The organism is Paraburkholderia sp. USG1, assembly GCF_031570135.1.
Taxonomy (GTDB): Bacteria; Pseudomonadota; Gammaproteobacteria; order Burkholderiales; family Burkholderiaceae; genus Paraburkholderia; species Paraburkholderia dioscoreae.
In genome coordinates, this window is sequence record NZ_JAMWXW010000023.1 from 114297 (window position 1) to 134002 (window position 19706).

The 19706-nt window shown below is 62.2% G+C and carries 20 protein-coding genes; 8 read left to right on the forward strand and 12 right to left on the reverse strand.

Annotated features, from left to right (window positions below; genetic code table 11):
- Positions 1 to 44 precede the first annotated feature (44 nt).
- The 6 genes from NE850_RS27110 to NE850_RS27135 form a co-directional block, all read right to left on the reverse strand.
- Positions 45 to 287, reverse strand: coding sequence for a DUF1427 family protein (locus NE850_RS27110; RefSeq protein WP_007176385.1), 243 nt, complete (start codon positions 285 to 287; stop codon positions 45 to 47).
- Between the two features lie 28 nt (positions 288 to 315).
- Positions 316 to 957, reverse strand: a complete 642-nt coding sequence (locus NE850_RS27115; protein WP_007176384.1) for an HD domain-containing protein — start codon at positions 955 to 957, stop codon at positions 316 to 318.
- 190 nt (positions 958 to 1147) lie between these two features.
- Entirely contained in the window at positions 1148 to 2620 is a 1473-nt protein-coding gene (locus NE850_RS27120; RefSeq protein ID WP_310699623.1) for a mechanosensitive ion channel family protein, read from the reverse strand.
- A 39-nt stretch (positions 2621 to 2659) separates the two neighbouring features.
- Positions 2660 to 4528 carry an amidohydrolase gene (locus NE850_RS27125; protein WP_007176382.1) on the reverse strand — a complete coding sequence of 623 codons (1869 nt, stop codon included), beginning with the start codon at positions 4526 to 4528 and terminating at the stop codon, positions 2660 to 2662.
- A gap of 121 nt (positions 4529 to 4649) precedes the next feature.
- Entirely contained in the window at positions 4650 to 5285 is a 636-nt protein-coding gene (locus tag NE850_RS27130; RefSeq protein WP_007176381.1) for a hydrolase, read from the reverse strand.
- 178 nt (positions 5286 to 5463) lie between these two features.
- A complete protein-coding gene (locus NE850_RS27135) occupies positions 5464 to 6384 on the reverse strand; it encodes a LysR family transcriptional regulator (RefSeq protein WP_310699624.1) in 921 nt (306 codons plus the stop codon).
- A gap of 118 nt (positions 6385 to 6502) precedes the next feature.
- Here NE850_RS27135 and NE850_RS27140 point away from each other — a divergent pair, with 118 nt between their 5' ends.
- The 6 genes from NE850_RS27140 (at position 6503) to NE850_RS27165 (ending at position 14038) form a co-directional block, all read left to right on the forward strand.
- Positions 6503 to 7156, forward strand: coding sequence for a DsbA family oxidoreductase (locus tag NE850_RS27140; RefSeq protein ID WP_310699625.1), 654 nt, complete (start codon positions 6503 to 6505; stop codon positions 7154 to 7156).
- Positions 7153 to 8301, forward strand: a complete 1149-nt coding sequence (locus NE850_RS27145; RefSeq protein WP_165187875.1) for an FAD binding domain-containing protein — start codon at positions 7153 to 7155, stop codon at positions 8299 to 8301. The genes NE850_RS27140 and NE850_RS27145 overlap by 4 nt, the downstream gene beginning before the upstream one ends.
- 37 nt (positions 8302 to 8338) lie before the next feature.
- A complete protein-coding gene (locus NE850_RS27150) occupies positions 8339 to 9544 on the forward strand; it encodes an MFS transporter (RefSeq protein ID WP_310699626.1) in 1206 nt (401 codons plus the stop codon).
- 440 nt (positions 9545 to 9984) lie between these two features.
- Entirely contained in the window at positions 9985 to 11268 is a 1284-nt protein-coding gene (locus NE850_RS27155) for a c-type cytochrome (RefSeq protein ID WP_310699627.1), read from the forward strand.
- Complete coding sequence (locus NE850_RS27160) at positions 11265 to 11777, forward strand: (2Fe-2S)-binding protein (RefSeq protein WP_007176374.1); 513 nt, start codon at positions 11265 to 11267, stop codon at positions 11775 to 11777. Before NE850_RS27155 ends, NE850_RS27160 begins: the two co-directional genes overlap by 4 nt.
- A complete protein-coding gene (locus NE850_RS27165) occupies positions 11774 to 14038 on the forward strand; it encodes a molybdopterin cofactor-binding domain-containing protein (protein ID WP_310699628.1) in 2265 nt (754 codons plus the stop codon). The genes NE850_RS27160 and NE850_RS27165 overlap by 4 nt, the downstream gene beginning before the upstream one ends.
- A gap of 127 nt (positions 14039 to 14165) precedes the next feature.
- Here the strand turns inward: NE850_RS27165 and NE850_RS27170 are convergent, their stop codons facing one another.
- Entirely contained in the window at positions 14166 to 14573 is a 408-nt protein-coding gene (locus tag NE850_RS27170; protein ID WP_007176372.1) for an Hsp20/alpha crystallin family protein, read from the reverse strand.
- A 25-nt stretch (positions 14574 to 14598) separates the two neighbouring features.
- Complete coding sequence (locus NE850_RS27175) at positions 14599 to 15042, reverse strand: Hsp20/alpha crystallin family protein (protein ID WP_007176371.1); 444 nt, start codon at positions 15040 to 15042, stop codon at positions 14599 to 14601.
- Between the two features lie 252 nt (positions 15043 to 15294).
- On the opposite strand from NE850_RS27175, the gene NE850_RS27180 reads away from it, so the two are divergent.
- Positions 15295 to 15717: a hypothetical protein gene (locus NE850_RS27180; RefSeq protein ID WP_007176370.1), complete on the forward strand. Its 423-nt coding sequence runs from the start codon at positions 15295 to 15297 to the stop codon at positions 15715 to 15717.
- Between the two features lie 235 nt (positions 15718 to 15952).
- The gene (locus NE850_RS27185) at positions 15953 to 17125 is read left to right on the forward strand and encodes a porin (RefSeq protein WP_035517054.1); all 1173 of its coding nucleotides are present in this window, start codon (positions 15953 to 15955) and stop codon (positions 17123 to 17125) included.
- 89 nt (positions 17126 to 17214) lie between these two features.
- On the opposite strand, the gene NE850_RS27190 is transcribed toward NE850_RS27185, so the two are convergent.
- The 4 genes from NE850_RS27190 to NE850_RS27205 form a co-directional block, all read right to left on the reverse strand.
- The gene (locus tag NE850_RS27190; protein ID WP_165187869.1) at positions 17215 to 17517 is read right to left on the reverse strand and encodes a hypothetical protein; all 303 of its coding nucleotides are present in this window, start codon (positions 17515 to 17517) and stop codon (positions 17215 to 17217) included.
- Positions 17518 to 17523: 6 nt separating this feature from the next.
- Complete coding sequence (locus tag NE850_RS27195; RefSeq protein ID WP_157187681.1) at positions 17524 to 17892, reverse strand: hypothetical protein; 369 nt, start codon at positions 17890 to 17892, stop codon at positions 17524 to 17526.
- Positions 17893 to 18154: 262 nt separating this feature from the next.
- Positions 18155 to 18706 carry a lysozyme inhibitor LprI family protein gene (locus NE850_RS27200; RefSeq protein ID WP_165189598.1) on the reverse strand — a complete coding sequence of 184 codons (552 nt, stop codon included), beginning with the start codon at positions 18704 to 18706 and terminating at the stop codon, positions 18155 to 18157.
- Between the two features lie 339 nt (positions 18707 to 19045).
- Positions 19046 to 19510, reverse strand: a complete 465-nt coding sequence (locus NE850_RS27205) for a hypothetical protein (RefSeq protein ID WP_165187866.1) — start codon at positions 19508 to 19510, stop codon at positions 19046 to 19048.
- Positions 19511 to 19706 lie beyond the last annotated feature (196 nt).

The window sequence follows — 19706 nt, forward strand, 5'->3', positions numbered from 1 at the left end:
CCCGGAACGGCGCCCCGCCCCGCGAGCTGCATGCACCCTCCGCATCAACCGCCGTCCTTGCTCGCCTCGGGCTTTTGCACGGCGGCGCCCTTCGTCTGTTCGGCAACCTGCGCCGTGGCGGTCTGCGCAAAGAGCTGCGCTTTCACGACCGGGATGGCGTGCTCGCCCAGCACCATGCCGAGCAGCCCGGCCAGCGCGATCAGCGGCGGCGCCGGCGACTGAACCTTGAGCAGCCAGTAGAGGAGCCCGATGCCGAAGCCGACTCCCAGTGAAATGATGTAGCCCATGCCGATCGTCCTTTGTGTCAAACATCCATCAATTCGGCCAGTCCGATCCCAGCACCAGTCCGCAGAAATTCAGGCGGCGATAGTTCGGATCCCACCGGTCCAGCACATCGGCATTCACGCTCCCGAATGTCGTCTCGGGACGATGCTCCATGCCGTGCGCGTATGCTTCGATCAGCTTCTTCTTGAAGCCGGATTCGCGCGGATAGGCCTGCACGATTTCGTCACGCTGATGCGCGGTGAATTCGTCATAGCGCGCGCCCCGCACGTCCATCTGCACACCGGCGCTGATGAGCGCGACCAGCGCCGACAGGTGTTCCGGTATGCCGGGGGTCGTGTGCAAGGCGATCCCCACCCAGACCTCTTCGATCTCGCGCTCGGCGACGCCGTGCCGGCGCAGAAAATCGCGCGCGGCGTTGGCGCCGTCCACCTCGAAGCGGTATGGCGAGCGCTCGTACTTCGCGTTCAGGCCGACGTTGTGAAACATCGCCCCGACATACAACAGTTGCGCGTCGAACGTCAGGTTCTCGCGGTATCCGGTCAGCGCAGCGAACAGGAAGGCGCGCAACGCGTGATGAAACATCAGTTCGGACTCCGTGCCGCGAATCAGGTCAGTCGCCGCCTGGGCCATGACACCCTCGGGGATGTCGACGCCGGCAATGGTCTTCTTCATGTCAACTCCTCCATGTCAGCTCCTTTCCCGACGCGCCCTGGCGCGCATGCCGACCGGGTGCCGCAACCCACCCGTGCGCTGAACCGGCGGCAGTCCGGGGACTACCACCGCAGCGTAGCGAAACAAATCCATAAAGACTTTGGCGGAATCTTAAAAACCCTTAATCGCCACGCTACTTATGCGCATTCGCTCAAAGCGTCAGTTCATGGAAGCGCCGCACGCCGTCGCGAATCCATTGCAGCAAGCCGCCGGTGTTCTCGTCCAGACTCGCCGGCAAGGCCAGCAGCATCTCCTCCTTGGCATGGTGTTCCGAGAGCAGCCGGCACATTTCCTTGACCACCTCCGGGCGCCGCGTGAGAACCGGCGTCAGCGCGCTCTTGTCGAGCCGGAAAACCGTGGCGCGCGTCAGCGCCCGCACCACCACGGCCGTCCTGACGCCGGCGAGAATCCCCGACTGGCCGATCGAATCGCCCGGCGCGAGCCTGCGCAGTTCGATCTCCCCGCCGTCCTTGGTCACGATCACTTTGGCTACGCCCTGCGCCAGAATGTGCAGCTCGTGGCCGCTTTCATCCGTCGCGGCGTAAATCGTGTCGTCGGCGTCGAACTCGTGCTGCGTGAGTTTGCCGGCGAGTTCGGCAAGTTCGTCGCGCGCGAGCGTCTGGAAGATCAGCACGTTGCGCAAGAGCCGCAGCTTCTCGTCCGCGGTGCCGCCCGTCACGGGCTCAGGCACCGATAGCGGCCGCAACACCACCCCGCGCGAAAGCAGATGACGGTGCGCGAGATCGAACAGATCGTTGCGCACGGCGATCTTTTTGCCCAACTCGCTGACATAACAGACGATCTCGTACTCGATCGCGTCGTTGGTGGCGCGCCGCACGCTCACGACCGGTTTCGGATCGTCGAGCACATCGCGCGAGCTTTGGGCCGCGCTGGAGAGCGCCGCCAGCACCAGCGCCGGCCGGATCGACGGCTTGACAGGCAGCACCACGCTGATGCCATGCGTATGCGACGGTTCGTTGGCGTTGACGATATGGGCGCGCGCCGCCACGCTGTTCGGAATCACGACGATATTGCCCTGACCGTTGAGCAGGCTCGTTGCGCGCCAGTTGCTCTCCACCACTTTTCCTTCCACGTCGCCGATCGTCACCCAGTCGCCGAGTCGAAACGGCTCGGTCGCGTTCAACACGACGCCGGAAAACACGTCGTTGAGCGTGCTCTGGATCGCGAGACCGAGCACGACCGCAAGCGCGCCCGACGTCGCGAGCAGGCCGCGCACCGGCAACTGCAGCACGAACGCGATCGCACCGACCGTGGCGGCGAGAAAAACCAGCGCGCCGAACACGTCCTGAAAGAGCCGCTCCTTGTGCCATGCCTCGGGCAGCACCACGCGGTCGAGCAGAATCGTGACGAGCCGCGCCCCTTGCAGCCACCACACGATTTCCAGCACCTGCGCGAGCAGATGGCGCAGCGGCTCGGTCGGCCAGGGCGCCGCGCGCAACGGGTTCATGCCATAACTGAACAGCACGTAGCTCGACAGGGCGAACATCAGCGCGCGAAAGGCGAGCCGGGTCTGGTCGCTCTTGCGGCTCATGAAGCGCCAGGCGAGAAAGTCGAGGACCAGAATGACCAGCCCAAACAGCACGCCGTCGGTCAGGGTCGGCATAAAAGCCCTCGCTCGCCTGGTGGCTCGAACCCGGCGTGATCAGAACGCGAAGCAGCTACATCCCAACGCGCCCCAGAAGCCGTTCGAATCGCTGACCGGTACGTTCTTGCGCCACGCCCAGCCATGCGCGTGGGCGTGCACGCCGCACAGGTTCAAGCAGCCATCCACGCACGCCACCGCCGTCGGCTTGTAGCGGCTGTAGCCGCCGAACTCCGCCACCGGCGACCACGACGGGCTGACCGGCAGATCGGGCGGCGCGAGCGGCGCGAATTCGTCGTCCGCATAGACGACCTTGCCGCCCACCACCGTCATGTTCGAAGTCAGGTATTTGATGCGGCTTTCGTCGATGCTGAAGAAGTCTTCGCTCAGCACCGCGAAGTCCGCGAACTGGCCCGGCACCAGCGCGCCCTTCTTTTCCTCTTCGCTCGAGAACCATGCGCTGCCCACCGTGTAGCGGCGCAACGCTTCCATACGGTCGAGTTTGTTTTCGCTGCCGTACATCGCGGTGCCGCCCACTGTCTTGCCCGACACCATCCAGTACAGCGACACGAACGGGTTGAAGCTCGCGACGCGCGTGGCGTCCGTACCTGCGCCGACCGGCAGCCCGGCGTCGAGCATGTGGCGAACCGGCGGCGTACGCTTCACAGCCTCTTCGCCGTATTGATGAATGAAGTACTCGCCCTGATACGCCATCCGGTGCTGGATCGCAATGCCGCCGCCGAGCGCCTTCACGCGTTCGATGTTCTGCTGCGTGATGGTCTCGCAGTGATCGAAGAACCAGCGCAGGCCGTTGAACGGAATCTCGGCGTTCACGCGTTCGAACACGTTCAGGAAGCGCTCGATCGATTCGTTGTAAGTGGCGTGCAGACGGAACGGCCAGCGGTTCGCCACCAGCAGCTTGACGACCGCTTCCAGTTCGGTCTCCAGCGACTCGGGCAGGTCCGGGCGCGGCTCGAGAAAGTCTTCGAAGTCCGCGGCGGAGAACACCAGCATCTCCCCCGCGCCGTTCACGCGCAGGAAATCGTCGCCTTCGCCGGGCTTGGTCATCTTCACCCACTTGGCGAAGTCTTCGATTTCCTTCTTCGCGTTCTGCGTGAACAGGTTGTAGGCGATACGAACGGTCAGTTCGCTTTTCTTCGCCATCTCCATGATCACAGCGTAGTCGTCCGGATAGGCCTGATAACCGCCGCCCGCGTCGATCGCGCTCGTCACGCCGAGGCGGTTCAGTTCACGCATGAAATGCCGGGTGGAATTGTGCTGATCTTCCGGCGCGAGCTTCGGGCCTTTAGCGAGCGTCGCGTATAGCAAGCCGGCGTTGGGCCGCGCGATCAGCATGCCGGTCGGGTTGCCGCGCTTGTCTCGCTGGATCTCGCCGCCCGGCGGGTTCGGGGTGTCTTTGGTATAGCCGACCGCGCGCAGCGCCGCCGCGTTCAGCAGCGCGCTGTCGTACAGATGCAGGATGAACACCGGCGTGTCCGGCGCGATCGCATTGATTTCTTCGAGCGTCGGGCCGCGCCGCTCGGCGAACTGGAATTCGTTCCAGCCGCCCACTACCCGCACCCATTGCGGCGCCGGCGTGCGCGCCACCTGTTTGCGCAGCATGTCGAGCGCGTCGGCGAGCGACGGCACGCCGTCCCAGCGCAACTCCATATTGAAGTTCAGGCCGCCGCGAATGATGTGCAGATGCGAATCGTTGAGGCCGGGAATGACCGTGCGCCCTTTGAGGTCGACATGGCGCGTGTTGTCGTTTGCGTGGCGCATTACCGTCTCGCGCGAACCCGCAGCGAGGACGCGGCCGTTCGCGACGGCAAGCGAATCGGCGAATGAGCGCCTGTCGTCCTGGGTGGCGATCTTGCCGTTGAAGAACACGACCTCGGCCGGCGTCAATCCGGAAGTACTGGAATTCATGGCGAACCTCATAGGGAGCGCACCGCGTTTCGGCACGCGGAGCTATTCCGGGGAAGCGGGGAAGCGGGAAAAACCGGAAAGTGCCCGCTCGCGACGAGCACCTTTCCGCACGGCATGAAGCTCAGCCCGCCTCGCTCGCGTGCTCGCCGAGAATCGCCTTGGCGTAACGCACGCCGATCCCGTATGAGCTGTGCGCTTTCAGGATGTCCATGCAGCCTTCGTAGGTTTCGCTGCGCGCCCAATCGCGTTGCAGTTCGAACATGAATTGCAGCGACGTCATCGGCACCGCGCCCGCCTGGATGATGCGCTGCACCGCGCGTTCGTGCGCTTCCTGGCTGACGTCGCCGCATGCGTCGGTCGGCACGTAGATTTCGTAGCCTTCGGCGATCATCTGGATCGTCGGGAACGACACGCACACTTCCGTCCACAGGCCGGAGATAACGATTTTCTTGCGACCGGTTGCTTCGATCGCCTTGCGGAAATTGACGTCTTCCCACGAGTTCATCGACGTGCGGTCGACCGGCACATATTCCGGAAACACCGATTGCACTTCCGGCACCATGTCGCCGCTGAACGACTTCGCGGCGACCGTGGTAAGGATGGTCGGAACCTTGAACAGCTTCGCGGCTTTCGCGATCGCTTGCACGTTATGCAGGATATTGGTCCGTTCATGCGACATCGTGCCGAAGAACATTTGCGGCTGATAGTCGATGAGCGCCACGGCACAGGTGTCGGGGGTCAAAAGTTCTCTGGACATTTCGGGCTCCGTATGAAATTGAATGGGCAGTCTGAACAGACGTGCCGCGCTCGCCGGTGTAGCGAGGAAAACTGGAGCCCATTCTAGCGACGGGTTTTTGAAGAGTCCTTGGCCAAAGACCTTAATAGTTCTTAAAAAAGATGTACCGCAAAGCGCGCTTCGCGGCGAGCGCCGCCGTTCAACCTTCGAGCGACGCGCGAAGCCGCGTTTCCAGAAACTGAACCAGCGCGCGCACTTTGCTGGACTGGCGGCGATTAGGCAGATACGCGGCGTAGACGACGGCGTCGCCCGCCTGAGGACTCGCGTCGAAGTGTTCGAACAGACGCAGCAGGCGGCCCGCGCGAATGTCGGCCGCGACCTGCCATTCAGGTAGCAGCGCGATGCCGCGTCCCGCCATCACGGCTTCGAGCAGGATGTCGAGATTGTTCGACAGCAGATGGCCGTGCACGTCGACGCGTTGCCCGGCGTCCTCGCGCCGGAAGGTCCAGGTCTGGTGCGTGCGGTAGCCGCCGCCATAGGCGAAGCGCAGGCACTCGTGCTCAGCGAGATCCTGCGGCGTTTGCGGCGTGCCGTTGCGTTCGAGGTAGTCGTGGCTCGCCACCACGTAGCGCGGATTGTCCGCCAGTTTTTTGACGATCAGGCTGGCGTCGCGATCGGCGAGGCCGATCCGGATCGCAACGTCGATCCGGTCGAGCGCGAGATCGGCGAAGTGATCGGCAACCACGACGTCGAGAAACACCCGTGGATTTTCGGAGAGAAAGGCGGCGAGGTGCGGCGCGAGGCGAAGCCGGCTATAGGTGGACGGAACCGAAATCCGCAGCGCGCCGACCGGCGACGCGCCGCTGTCGAAAACGCTCTCGTCCGCCTCGGCAAGATCGTCGAGCACCTTGGCGACCTGTTCGACGTAAGCAATGCCGGCATCCGTCAGGCTGACCTTTCTCGGCGTGCGGGTCAGCAGCGCGGTGCCGAGCGAGGCTTCTAGCGAGTCCATCAGGCGCGTGACCGACGAGGTCGCCACCCCGATATGTTGCGCCGCCTTCGAAAAGCCGCCGGCGTCCGCCACTTCCAGCAGCGTTTTGATGGCGAGGAATTTGTCCATATGCGGCTCCGTCTGCAATTTGGTTGCGATCAGCGCAACACCAGCTTGCATTTTAGACCCATTCAACATAGCTAACGCAACAGATAAGCTGCCTCCATTACCTAGTGAGGGATGCAACATGCAAGCCATTCAGGTCGAGGTCAATTACGACTTCATTTGCCCGTGGTGCTGGATCGGCCAACGGAATCTCGCGGCGGCGCTGGCGGAAACCGGCATGAACGCGACTGTTTCGATCCGCTATGTGCCGTTCGAATTGAATCCGGCCATGCCCGCCGAAGGCATGGACCGGCGCGCCTATCGCAGCCGGAAATTCGGCAGCTGGGCGCGCTCGCAGATCATGGATGCGCAGGTCACCGCCGCCGGACTGGCGGCTGGCGCGCATTTCCATTACGACAAGGTGCGGCGCACGCCGAACACGCGTCTTGCGCATCGTCTGATGCAGTTCGCGCAGCAGCGCAACGACCCGAGCGCGACGGCCGCGTTGTATCAGGCAATCTACGCCGCTTACTTCTCCGAAGGCCGCGACATCGGCTCGCTCGACACGCTGGTCGCGATTGCCGCGGAACATGCGTTCGACGCGGACGCAGTGCGCGCGTCTCTGCAAGGCTCCGCCGGCAACGAGGCAATCGACGCGGCGCGCGCGCGGGCCGACAGCCTGGGCGTTCAGGCCGTGCCGACTATCCGCATCGACGGCGATGTGATCAGTGGTGCGCAGCCGCCCGCGGTCTTCATCAACACACTGCGTGCGGCAGCGCAAAGGAAAGCAGCATGAGATCGCTCGAAAAACCGCGTGCCGTGGTGATCGGCGGATCGCTTGGCGGCTTGCTGACGGCCAATACGTTGCGGGCGGCCGGCTGGGACGTCGACGTGTTCGAGACCTCGCCCAATCAGCTCGAAAGCCGCGGCGGCGGCGTCGTGCTTCAGCCGGACGTGCTGGATGCGCTCGCCTTCGCCGGCGTCGAACTGCCGGACCCGCCGGGCGTGGCCTCGGGCGATCGCATCTATCTGGACCGCGAGGACCGCGTGGTCGAACAGCTCCACATGCCGCAGATGCAGACTTCGTGGAGCCTGCTGTACCGTGCCATGAAAAACGCGCTGCCCGCGTCCAACCTGCATGCCGGCGAGACCTTCGTCGACTTTCGCATGGAAGGCGAGCAGATCGTCGCGCAGTTCGCGAGCGGCCGCAGCGAGCAGGCGGATCTGCTGGTGGGCGCCGACGGCACCCGCTCGACGCTCAGGCAGCGCCTGCTGCCCGAAATCGTGCCACAGTATGCGGGCTATGTGGCATGGCGCGGCCTCGTCGAAGAACCCGATCTGCCGCTGCACGCGGCGGAGATGCTGCGGGAGCGCTTCGCCTTTCAGCAAGGCGACGGACATTCGGGCCTCTCCTATCTGATTCCGGGCGAGAACGATTCGACCGTGGCCGGCCAGCGACGCTTCAACTGGGTGTGGTATCGCAAGTACAGTGCGGCAAGACTCGAGGAGTTGCTGGTCGATCGTCACGGCATACGGCGGGCGTTTTCACTGCCGCCCGGCTCGACCAAGGGCATCGACATCGTACAGTTGCGCAAGGACGCGCAGGCCTCGCTAGGCCCAACTTTCCGCGCCCTGGTCGATGCCACCGACGATCCCTTCATGCAGCCGATCGTCGATCTGCGCTCGCCGAAGATGGTGTTCGGCCGCGCGGTGCTGCTCGGCGACGCCGCTTCGGTGCCGCGCCCACACACGGCGGGTAGCACCGCGAAAGCGGCCGCCAATGCGCATGCGCTGGCGCTCGCGTTGTCCTCGACATGGCATAGCGGCGCCACGATCGATTCAGCCCTCAAGCGTTGGGAGAACCAGCAGTTGCAACGCGGCAGGCTGATGACCGATCTGGGCATTTCGCTCGGTGACCGTGTGATGAATCTGGCGCGCTAGGTCTTCGTTTTCCATTTGTTTTCTTCAAGGAGTTGTCATGTCAACCGAGGTATCCACGACGACGGCCGGGACCAACCCCGTCAAGCTGACACGCGGACTGATCGCGTTCTGCTGCGGCGCCATCGTCGCGAATCTGTACTACGCGCAGCCGATCACCGAACTGATCGCACCGGCCATCCACATGTCCGGCGGCACCGCCAGCCTGATCGTCTCGCTGACGCAGATCGGCTATGCCTTCGGTCTGTTCTTTCTGGTGCCGCTCGGCGACCTGCTGGAAAACCGCAAGCTGATGATCATCACCGCGCTGGTGTCGATCGCCAGTCTCGCCGCCGCGTCGTTCGCGCAGCAACCGGGGGTGTTCCTCGGCATTTCGCTGCTGGTCGGCTTCAGTTCGGTTGCGGTGCAGATCCTGATTCCGCTCGCCGCGCATCTCGCGCCGGACGAATCGCGCGGCAAGGTGGTCGGCACCATCATGGGCGGCCTGCTGCTCGGCATCCTGCTGTCGCGGCCGATCTCCAGCGTGGTGGCCGGGCACTTCGGCTGGCGCGCGGTGTTCGGTTCCGCCGCCGTGCTGATGGCGATCGTCACCAGCGTGCTCGCGCTGACGATTCCGCGCCGCCAGCCCGATCACCAGGCCACCTACTTCGAACTGATCGGCTCGCTCGGCCACCTGGTCCGCACAATGCCGGTGCTGCGCCACCGTTCGTTTTACCAGGCGCTGATGTTCGCTTCGTTCAGCCTGTTCTGGACCGCGATTCCCGTCGAGCTGACCCGCCAGTTCGGGCTTTCGCAAACCGGCATCGGTATCTTTGCGCTGGTCGGCGCGATCGGCGCGACCTCGGCGCCGGTAGCCGGCCGTCTCGCCGATGCGGGCCATACGGTGCGCGCGACGTTGATCGCTTTGGTGGTGGGCGCGTTCGCCTATACGCCGGCGCTGATCCATCCTGCCTGGGGCGTGATCGGACTCGTCGCGACCGGCATCGTGCTCGATTTCGCCGTGCAGATGAACATGGTGCTCGGTCAACGTGAGATCTATGCGTTGCATGCGCCGAGCCGCAACCGTCTGAACGCGCTGTATATGACGAGCATCTTCGTGGGCGGCGCGTTCGGTTCGGCGCTCGCCAGCCCGCTTTACGAACACGGCGGCTGGCCGCTGGTCGCCGTGGTCGCCACGGCCTTTCCGCTCATCGCGCTGGCTCATTACCTCGTGATCGGCCGTCCGTACGCTGCCCGCCACGCCTGATAGACGCACATCGCTGCATGACCGGACGGTTCGCCGTCCGGTTTAACAACGTTTCAGCGCGGCTTCAGGATATTTCGCGGGACCGGCGATACGCTGACTGGCACTGTCATTCATCTGAGCACCGGAACACCTGAACGACGCCCGCTTGCTCGCAAAGGAATCACCATGCCCTCCCTTTCTCGCCTGCTCGGCGGCTATGACTTCTCGGGACCGCGTTTGCCCGACCGCGTTGCGATAGCGCCGACGCATCGCTCGCAGTCACGAAGCCAGCCGGCCAGTACGGCAGCGACGCGGCCGGTTATATCGACTGTCCGCTCCAAGGCAGAGCCCGCCAGGGCGCGCAAGCAGGCACCGCAAGCGCATCACGCAAGCGATGCCGCAAACATCCGCCGCGATCCGCGCGGCCGGTTCGATTCAGGACTTTTGTGAGAGGTGCGTGAATGACCCGCAAGTCCAGACTTCTGGCGGGCGGCGGCGTGGTTGTCGTGGCCGCGCTAGCCGTCGCCTTTCTGCTGATGTGGAAGCCCGCCATCGCGCCGGTCGACCCTCCGGCGCCAGCTTCGTTCGACGCGCAGACGCGGCTCGCGGGCGCGCGTGTCGTTGCGCTGGGCGACTGTATCGTGTGTCACACCGCAAAGGGCGGCAAGCCGTTCGCCGGTGGCCTGCCGCTCGCCACGCCGTTCGGCACCATCTACGCGACCAACATCACGCCGGATCTCGAAACGGGCATCGGCAACTGGTCGCTCGAAGCCTTCATGCGAGCGCTCCGTCATGGCGTTGCTCGTGACGGGCATCTGCTGTATCCGGCGTTTCCGTATATTCACTTCACGCGCATGTCCGATGGGGACATCTCGGCAGCCTACGCGTATCTGATGACACGCGAGCCGGTCAACGCAGTCGCGCCAGCCAACGAACTGATCTTCCCGCTGAACTTCCGGCCGCTGCTGGCATTCTGGAACGTGCTGTTCCTGCATCCCGGCGTACAGCAGCCGGACGCGTCGAAAGATGCCGACTGGAACCGCGGCAAGTTGCTGGTGGATGGCCTCGGCCACTGCGCTTCGTGTCATTCGCCGCTCAATCTGATCGGCGGCGAAAAGTCGGGCCACGCGTTCGACGGCGGCGTGGTCGACGGTTGGGAAGCGCCCGCGCTCAATGCACTGGGCGCGGCGCCCAGGCCGTGGACCCAGGACCAGCTCGTCGCGTATCTGCGCTCGGGCCGCGCCAGCGAACATGGTGCGGCAGCCGGCCCGATGCTGCCCGTCACGCGCGATCTAGCCACCGCGCCCGAAGAGGACGTGCAGGCGATCGCCACCTACGTGCTGTCGATCCAGAAAGCGCAGCCGGTCGCCGCGAACGTTTCTACCGCGGCCCAGGGCGGCAGTTCGCCCGAAGCGCAGCGCGGCGCGACGCTGTTCGCGGCGTCGTGCGCGCAATGCCACGGACCTGCCGCGCCGATGCAGTCGATCGGCGAGCGCCCTACGCTCGCGTTCAGCACCGCCGTCAACGCCGCGACGCCGCGCAACGCGATCCAGATGATGCTGAGCGGCAACGGCTGGCACGGCGAAGACAGCGAGAACTACATGCCGGCCTTCAGCCAGATCTACGACGACCAGCAGATCGCCGATCTCGCTGCCTACATTCGCGCGACCTATTCGCAGCGCGGCCCGTGGCAGGACGTCGAGACGACGGCGGTCAGGCTCAGAAAGGAGAACAACGCGCGATGATCAATCTGACCGTGAATGGCGTGCAGCACGCGCTCGATATCGATCCTTCGACGCCTCTGCTCTATGCGCTGCGTAACGACCTGCAACTGCACGGCGCGAAGTTCGGCTGCGGCCTCGGACAATGCGGCGCCTGCACCGTGATCGTGGATGGCGAGGCTGTGTTCTCGTGCCTGGTTCCGGTCTCGTCGATCGGCAAGCGGCCCGTGCGCACGATCGAAAGTCTCGGCACGATCGAACACCCCGGCCCGTTGCAGAAAGCGTTCATCAATCACCAGGCGGCGCAGTGCGGTTACTGCATTGCCGGCATGATCATGCGCGCGCAGGCGTTGCTCGATCGCAATCCGCGGCCCACCGAGCGCGAACTGCTCGAACATATGGAACCGAATCTCTGCCGATGCGGCACCCACACCCGCATTCTCGCCGCGATCCGCGAAGTCGCGCATCTGCCGGCCGGCGACGCCACGGCGCCGACGCCCCAGCGCACGGCCAGCCAGGGAGGCGCGCAATGAGCGTCAAGGACGAGGAAATCAACGAAGGACGCCGACGCTTTCTGCTGTCCGGCGCGCTCGTCGTGAGCTTCAGCATGGTGCCGGGCGTCGGCGCGATGGCTCAGGAAGTCATCGCGGACGAAGGCGCCGCCGTGCATGTCGGCAAGGAAACGCAAGCGCTCGCCGGCAGCCTGAAGACCAACCCGTACCTCGATTCGTGGATCAGAATCGATCGGGCGGGCAAGGTGACCGTCTACACCGGCAAGGTGGAACTGGGCACCGGCGTGCGCACCGCGCTTTTGCAGATCGCCGCGGAAGAACTGGACATGGCGCCCTCGCTCATCACGTTCCTGACCGCGGACACAGGCGCGTCGCCCGACGAAGGACTCACGGCGGGCAGCCACACGATCGCCGACAGCGGCAGCGCGTTGCTGAACGCGTCGGCTCAGGTGCGGGGGCTGCTGGTCGATGCCGCCGCCCAGCACTTCGGTGTTGCCGGCAGCGTGCTGAGCGCGCGCAATGCGGTGATCAAGGCGCCGGACGGCCGCAGCATGACCTACGGCGAAGCGGTCGGCCTGGTCGACCTGCATCGCATGGCCTTGCCCGTCTCGCCGCTGAAGAACCCCGCCACGTTCGCCGTGATCGGCACGTCGTTGCCGCGCGTGGATATTCCCCGCAAGGTGACCGGCGGCGTGAGTTATGTCCAGGACCTGACGATGCCGGGCATGCTGCACGCCCGCGTGGTCATGCCGCACGTCTACGAAGCGCGGCTTCTGCAGACGAACACGCCCGTGATTCTGAAGATGCCGGGCGTCGTCAAGGTGGTCAGAAACGGCAGCATGCTGGCCGTGGTCGCGAAAGGCGAATGGCAAGCCGTGCAGGCGCAACGCGCGCTCGCCGCAGGAAGCCAGTGGACGCCCGGACGCGAGCTGCCCGATCCCGCCACCGTACACCGCGATCTGAAGACGATCGCCACCCAACACATCGAGATCGCCAACACGCACGCCGCCGCCGGCGCGGCTGTCAAAACGCTCGGCGCGAAATACACCAAACGCTACATGCTGCACGGCTCGATCGGACCGTCCTGCGCGGTCGCTCTGTTCAAGGACGGCGCGATGACCGTCTGGACCCATTCGCAAGGTGTCTACCCGTTGCGCGACGGGCTCGCCGAAATGCTCTCGATGCCGAAAGACAAAGTCCGCTGCATTCATGTCGAAGGATCGGGCTGCTACGGCCACAACGGCGCCGACGACGTAGCCGCGCACGCCGCGTTGATCGCGCGCGAAATGGACGGTCAGCCGGTGCGCGTGCAATGGATGCGTGAGCAGGAACAGACCTGGGACCACTACACGCCCGCGATGGTGACCGAAGTCAGTGCTTCGCTCGACGCGAGCGGCAGCATCGTCGACTGGAACTACGCACTGTGGAGCAGTTCGCACAACGAGCGTATCGTCAACGCCGGCCGGCTGATTCCGGCGCAGTGGCTGGAAAAGCCGTTCGTCCCGGCGCCTTCTGTCCCGATGGTGCAGCCCGAAGGCGGCGGCGATCGCAACGCTATTCCGCTCTACGCGTTGCCGAACCTGCACGTGGTGAACAACTTCTCGCCGACCATGCCGCTGCATACCTCGGCAATGCGCTCGCTCGGCGCACACATGAACGTCTTCACGATCGAGATGTTCATGGACGAGTTGGCCGCCGCGGCCGGCATCGACCCCGTGGCGTTCCGGCTGAAGCACATGCAGGACCCGCGCGCCCGCGACGTGATTCAACTCGCCGCCGCGAAATTCGGCTGGCCGCGTGCGCCGCGCAAGCGCAATCACGGCGTGGGCTTTGCATTCGCCAAATACAAGAACCTGATGGCTTATGTCGCGATCGCCGTCGAGGTGTCCGTCGTGCCGAAAACCGGCCAGGTGATTCTCGAACACGCTGAGGCCGCAGTGGATTCAGGACAGATCGTCAACCCCGACGGCATCCGCAATCAGATCGAGGGTGGCGTGATTCAGTCGGCAAGCTGGACGCTGTATGAACAGTTGCAGTTCGATACGAAGGGAATTCGCAGCTTCGACTGGAGCAGCTATCCGATCCTGCGCTTCTCCGCGGTGCCGCGCAGCGTCAACGTGCATCTGATCGATCAGCCGGGTGCGCCGTTTCTCGGCGCGGCGGAAGCGTCGATGGGGCCGACCGCGGGTGCGCTCGGCAATGCGCTATTCGATGCCACCGGCAAGCGCCTGCGCGACCTCCCTCTTGCCGGCGAAGGCCTGCGCAAGCTGATCGACGTTTAGCGGCCCGGCAAAGCTGTCGTGCGCATGATGCTGCGTGCGGAGGACTCGCGCCAATGCACCGGCCTTGTCCTCCGCGACAGCCCGCGCGTCAACCTACGTTGCCGACGTGAGCCGACATTAATCGACGTTAATCGACGGCCACCTCGATGCGTCGCGGCCGCGCCTCTTCGCGCCGTGGAATCGACAGCTTCAGCACGCCGTCCTGGAGCTTCGCCTCGATCTTCGACGTATCGAACTCCGGTCCGAGCGTAAACGACCGCGCGAAGTGCGGCACGCGAACCTCCGCGTGCTGCAGACGCAGCCCTTCCCGCGTCGGTATGTTGGCGGATGCTTCGATACGCAGATTGCCGTCCTGCACCCTGATCTCGAGATTCTCTCTGGGCACGCCGGGCAGATCGGCCCACAGTGTCACGCCGTGCGCGTTTTCGATCACGTCGACTGCCGGGCTGAGCGTCACGCGCTGTTCCGTTCGTTCAGGCTCCGCACGATTGATGGAGTTCGAGTCACGGCGAGCGAGTTGCGTAGTGTCGTTCATGATTGGCTCCTTTTCGTCTGTCCTGTTACTGCACGGTGATCGCGCGGGGTCGGGAAGACTCGCGCTTGCCGACCGTGATGCAGAGGCAACCGTTCACATAGCGGGCCTCGACCTTGTCGGGATCAGCGTGCTGCGGTAACTCGATGACGCGGCGAAATGCACCGCTGAAGCGTTCCCGCGCGTAATGACGTGCCGCCTCATCCGACGCATCCGGCGTCACGGCAGCGCGTTCGCCGGCGATGGTGAGGAGGCCCTTGTCGATCGAGACCTCCAGTTGCTTCGGATCGATGCCCGGAGCGAACGCGACTATGTCGATAGTGTCGTCGGTCGTACCGATGTTGATTTGCGGAAACGCCGACAGGCGGTCCGAACGGATGCTGGAAGGATAGCCGCCGAACAGCGTTGCCATCTGCTGATGCAGACGATCGAACTGGCTGAACAGGTCGGTCGTGAAGTAGAGATCACTCATGGTCGTTTCCCCGGTAAATGCGGCGAGGATGCGAACGGGCCTACGCGCTCCAGTCCGCCTGCCCCACCGCGGCAAACAAATCGAAACACACAGCGCACGATACGGGACCGTGCGGCTGCCTGAGCGAAATACAAAATAGACGTTGCTGCACGGATTTCAAGGGCGGCACCAAAAATTTTTTCGCTCTTGAAAAAGCGTTCTGAAACCCTATCCTCCGCCCAGATATCGCGGACATTTCTGGCAGGAGGATCTATGGAATTCGATTCTGACTGGCTCACGCTCGGCAGGCACCGCGTTCGTCTGCGCTCGCCGAGGGGCTTTCCTACCGAGGGCATGCGCACGGCGGTGGACGTGATGCGCCTCGCCATCGAAAACAATATGAGCGCCCGCGCCCGTCTCGTCGATGTGGCGGTGCGTGAAGAAAAATCGTATGACGTCTCGGTTGGCACGACGTTCGCCGAAGACCGGTTGTGCGTCCCCCAACTCGAGGCGGCGATCGCGGTCGTGCTCGGCCTGTTGCCCGGGCAGATCCGCATCTTTGTGACGGTGGTAACGCAGGAGGAGGTCGATCTACATTTCGGCGTGTACGAGAGAATGCTCGCGGAAAAAATCGGCGGACTCGCGCCCATTTCGCAGACGTACTCGGCCAACGCAAGCAACGCATCGGACGGATGAGCGCTCTGGGGGTATCCGCGTTTCATTCACGCAACGCCAAACGGTGTGCCGATTGTCGGATAGCGCCTGGGAATTCGCGCGCAAGCCTTGTCATAGAGAGATTTTGACCGCCATATGACAAACATTCCGCTGCGCCGCCGTGACGGCAATTTTTGCCATAGGCGAGTATGGTTTCCGAAGGCAAATTCCTGCCGCGATGAATGAACGTGTGTTGCTCATTTCCCCGGAGGCGCTCGTGAAAAAGATTTCCACTGTATGTGCTATTTCTGGCCTGATGGCTGCCTCGGCAGTTCATGCACAGAGCTCGGTGACGCTGTACGGTTTGATCGATGCCGGCTTGATGTACACCAACAACGTGTCGAAAAGCGGCTCGAGCGGCGCGCTTGTCCAGGCGACCAGCGGCAACATCAACGGTAGCCGCTTCGGTGTGCGAGGAGCCGAAGATCTCGGCGGCGGGCTGAAAGCGATCTTCGTGCTGGAGAACGGTTTCAATGTTCAGAACGGCAAACTGGGCCAGGACGGCCGGATGTTTGGACGCCAGGCTTATGTCGGCCTCAGCACGTCGCAATTCGGCACCGTCACGCTCGGCCGGCAATATGATTCGCTGGTTGATTTCGTGGCGCCCTTGTCGGGCACGGCGGGCACGTTCGGCGACACCGGCTTCGCTCACCCGTTCGACAACGACAATCTGAACCATTCGGTGCGGATGAGCAACGCGGTCAAATACACCAGCACCAACTATGCGGGGTTGACGTTCGGCGGCCTGTACGCTTTTTCGAACAGCACCAGTTTCGCGGTCAATCGCGCATACAGTGCCGGCGCGAGTTATGCCTACGGGCCTTTCACCGCAGCCGCCGGTTATCTGCAGATCAACGGTTCGACGAGCACGACTTCGGGCAGTGCGGGCGCGGTCGACATCGTGGAATCGACGGCTAACGGCACAGGCGGATTCAATCTCGGCGCGGATGTTCAGCGTACGGTAGGCGCAGGCCTCAGCTACAAAGTCGGGCCGGCCGTAGTCGGCTTTGTTTACACGCATAGCCAGTTTCAAGGAACCACGTCGTTCGGCCAGACCAATGTCGGCAACAGTGGCACGATGCGGTTCGACAACTACGAACTGAATGCCAAGTATGCGCTCACGCCGGCGATCAACCTCGGCATTGCCGACACGTATACCGACGGCCATGTCGGCAACGGCAACAACACCACGTACGGCAACGATCCGAAGTGGAATCAGGTCAATCTGCAAGCGGTCTATCTGCTGTCGAAGCGCACCGACGTCTATGTCGAGGGGATGTATCAGCACGCAATCGGCCACCGTTATGTCGCGTTCATCAACACGTCGGGCGGCGCTTCGTCGACTTCCAATCAGGTCGTAGCCACGGTCGGTCTGCGCACGCGTTTCTGATTGCGCTTACGTGGTGCAGTATTCATGGGCGGGTGCGAGGCCGCACCGCCCGGTGCAAGTGCGGCGCAGGTAATGTCGGGTTTGATCCGTCATTCGCGAATGAGTGAGAGTAAATACAAGATGGCGGGCGGGTTATATTTGGCGGTTTCCTTCCGCCCGAAGGCCGATACCGTCCACACAATGCTAAACGCGGCGATCCACTTGGGAAATTCGAAGGCCCATTTTCTGCGCTTCATTGCGTAGACAAACGCGAGCGGATTGGCTGTGAGGCTCGCGATTATTGCGCCCCAACCTGTTGGCTTTAAAGGCAGGCTCCATAACAAAACGGCGTCCACTGATGCCTCATACAGAAAGGCCAGAAGAAACGCGATAAGTGAAAAGCGGCGGGTCATAGTGTTCTATCGGCGCTCGTCAAGCGTCTTTCTTATAGCTGCACATTTTGGAATTGGGGACGTTTCCATATCGTCAGGGCATACGAGCCACTTATAAAACTCAAGCTCCTGAGCCGCGATTTTCTTTCGACACTCTGAAATCTGGAAGTCAGTATCCGGTGCGTAGTCTTCTCCCCAATCATTAAATGAATAGCCTAATACCGAGCAATCCGATTTAATTTTGTCCTTCCATATTTGATAATTCTTATCTAATGCAGCCCGCTTATCTCCTTTGGCGAGCTCCCTGACCTTCAGATATAGCTTTTTTCGAGTCGGAAAGTATCTTGTCAGCATCAATTTGTGAGCACTTGAGAAAATCATCACGCGTTTTTGCATGCTTCTCACATGCCACATCCGCAAATACAGCCGTTGCAAACACAAAACCAATTGCCGAAATGATTGCTTTAATGACTCGAATCATAACTCCCGCCCTTGAACATATTTCCCTCCGCGCGGCGTCGTCTTAAAATGCCACGCGGCTGTATGTGGCCTTGACGCGTTATTCCCTCAAACCCTAAATCGCCGTCAATAAGGGCGGGGCTTTGTTATGCAGCCAGAAATAACGGACAGGGCATTATCGAAAAGACTATTTCCCTTACTAGTCTTCATTAGCCGTTGTCAATTCGTTAAGCCTGTTTCGGGTGACCCGGGCCATACAATCCCAAAATTCCACAAACCGAAGGGATGCCGGACCGACTTCGTATGTCCTGGCGTAGCATTGATTGTCTCTGTATCGCTTCCAGTTTGCCTGGGCTTTTTTCAAGTAAGGAGTTGCTTCCGGCTCCCCGTTCGCACGGCGGTCCTTGTCGCCAATTGCGACTTCTCTTTCAATTTCGCTGAATTTCTTATCGAGCTCTTGGGCCACCCCCTCAGATCTGAATTGAGCACATACCGATAGATCTATCGTCGCGCTGGCGACTTTTTCGCAATATATTTTTATTTCCGCTTGTGTTTTCCCGGAAAAATAGATATTTTCAGGTTTTGCCTTCTTGTAGTCGAACGCCGAACCATAGATTGATTCCGATGAATATACCGCAGTACAAATAAAGAAAAGCAGGAAGAATAAATTAAGTGGCTCGCATGATAATTTCCGGGCTCGGAAAGTCGCGCCTCCAGGCGGCGGCGGTTTGGCACACGGGTCGCGAAAAATACCCGGATCACGTCCCGCATTCTATTGAACTCCCCTCTGTTTAAAAAACTTCCCAGATAACGCGAGCGGGTTTCTGGAAACTACGGGTCGACTTCACGTTTGGCTGGACAGCCTTGTCCCACCACCACGGCTTTAGCCACTACAAGCTCAAATCATCTGTCGAAGCCTGCGCGTGCGTATATGGGATAAATCGGAAAAGGAATGTGACCAATGCGCGCTGCATGGCAATGCGCACCGGAGTTGATAGATCGCAGATCAGCCCGAGTGCCCCGCATGCATCAGCGAAAAAAAGCGCGATGCTCCGCGCTTTCTTCCTGGCTGCAACGTCCCCGCACTCGGCTAGTGCGACATGGACGCGTGCGCCGCGGCGTCGCCGCGTGATGCGACGTCGCGCGGCAGAATCTTGCGTGATGCCGTGGCGGCACTCTCTGCACCAGCGTCTTCGCCGGTCTCGTTGGCTGCGTCCGCAAGGAGATTTGCCGCACATCGTGCCGTGATGCGCCGGTGGGGTACGCCCTTGGCATCCAGTGCGATCACGAGGAAAAGCTCAAGGTCACATTCGATCTCGCGCTCATAGCTTTCGGCGGTTTCTACCAGTAGTTCCAGCAAGGATTGCTGGCTATGCCGTTCGGCCATTGTCAGGGAAGAGCTTCGACGGATAGATGCCGCAAGCCTCGCCAGGCGCTGAAGTCTGCCCAACTGGCGTGCGCACAGTTCGTGCGCCGAAAGCGCCAGCTTTTCATACTGGAGCGCATCCACGGGCGGACGGGAAACGGATTTTGATTTCTTGGTGTTGTTGCTCATGATGCGGATTCCTGATTGTCTCTTCTGGAAACCCGTCACCACCAACAGGGGTGAGCGGGCACGTGGCAAGGTTAATGGAATGGACGCCCCCTCTCCTGCGGTACGGATATGCCAAAGTAAGGGTCTCAAACGTTAGCGCGAAGGAGAGCATCATGAAGATCGCGACCATTGGCCTTGACCTTGCCAAGAACGTTTT

Bases quoted from the DNA above. Each gene is read 5' to 3' on its own strand.
- NE850_RS27205 (WP_165187866.1), bottom strand. From the start codon at position 19,510: ATGAGCAACAACACCAAGAAATCAAAATCCGTTTCCCGTCCGCCCGTG.
- NE850_RS27115 (WP_007176384.1), bottom strand. From the start codon at position 957: ATGAAGAAGACCATTGCCGGCGTCGACATCCCCGAGGGTGTCATGGCC.
- NE850_RS27125 (WP_007176382.1), bottom strand. From the start codon at position 4,528: ATGAATTCCAGTACTTCCGGATTGACGCCGGCCGAGGTCGTGTTCTTC.
- NE850_RS27120 (WP_310699623.1), bottom strand. From the start codon at position 2,620: ATGCCGACCCTGACCGACGGCGTGCTGTTTGGGCTGGTCATTCTGGTC.
- NE850_RS27175 (WP_007176371.1), bottom strand. From the start codon at position 15,042: ATGAGTGATCTCTACTTCACGACCGACCTGTTCAGCCAGTTCGATCGT.
- NE850_RS27155 (WP_310699627.1), top strand. From the start codon at position 9,985: ATGACCCGCAAGTCCAGACTTCTGGCGGGCGGCGGCGTGGTTGTCGTG.
- NE850_RS27150 (WP_310699626.1), top strand. From the start codon at position 8,339: ATGTCAACCGAGGTATCCACGACGACGGCCGGGACCAACCCCGTCAAG.
- NE850_RS27160 (WP_007176374.1), top strand. From the start codon at position 11,265: ATGATCAATCTGACCGTGAATGGCGTGCAGCACGCGCTCGATATCGAT.
- NE850_RS27180 (WP_007176370.1), top strand. From the start codon at position 15,295: ATGGAATTCGATTCTGACTGGCTCACGCTCGGCAGGCACCGCGTTCGT.
- NE850_RS27140 (WP_310699625.1), top strand. From the start codon at position 6,503: ATGCAAGCCATTCAGGTCGAGGTCAATTACGACTTCATTTGCCCGTGG.
- NE850_RS27110 (WP_007176385.1), bottom strand. From the start codon at position 287: ATGGGCTACATCATTTCACTGGGAGTCGGCTTCGGCATCGGGCTCCTC.
- NE850_RS27195 (WP_157187681.1), bottom strand. From the start codon at position 17,892: ATGCAAAAACGCGTGATGATTTTCTCAAGTGCTCACAAATTGATGCTG.
- NE850_RS27170 (WP_007176372.1), bottom strand. From the start codon at position 14,573: ATGAACGACACTACGCAACTCGCTCGCCGTGACTCGAACTCCATCAAT.
- NE850_RS27190 (WP_165187869.1), bottom strand. From the start codon at position 17,517: ATGACCCGCCGCTTTTCACTTATCGCGTTTCTTCTGGCCTTTCTGTAT.
- NE850_RS27135 (WP_310699624.1), bottom strand. From the start codon at position 6,384: ATGGACAAATTCCTCGCCATCAAAACGCTGCTGGAAGTGGCGGACGCC.
- NE850_RS27165 (WP_310699628.1), top strand. From the start codon at position 11,774: ATGAGCGTCAAGGACGAGGAAATCAACGAAGGACGCCGACGCTTTCTG.
- NE850_RS27145 (WP_165187875.1), top strand. From the start codon at position 7,153: ATGAGATCGCTCGAAAAACCGCGTGCCGTGGTGATCGGCGGATCGCTT.
- NE850_RS27130 (WP_007176381.1), bottom strand. From the start codon at position 5,285: ATGTCCAGAGAACTTTTGACCCCCGACACCTGTGCCGTGGCGCTCATC.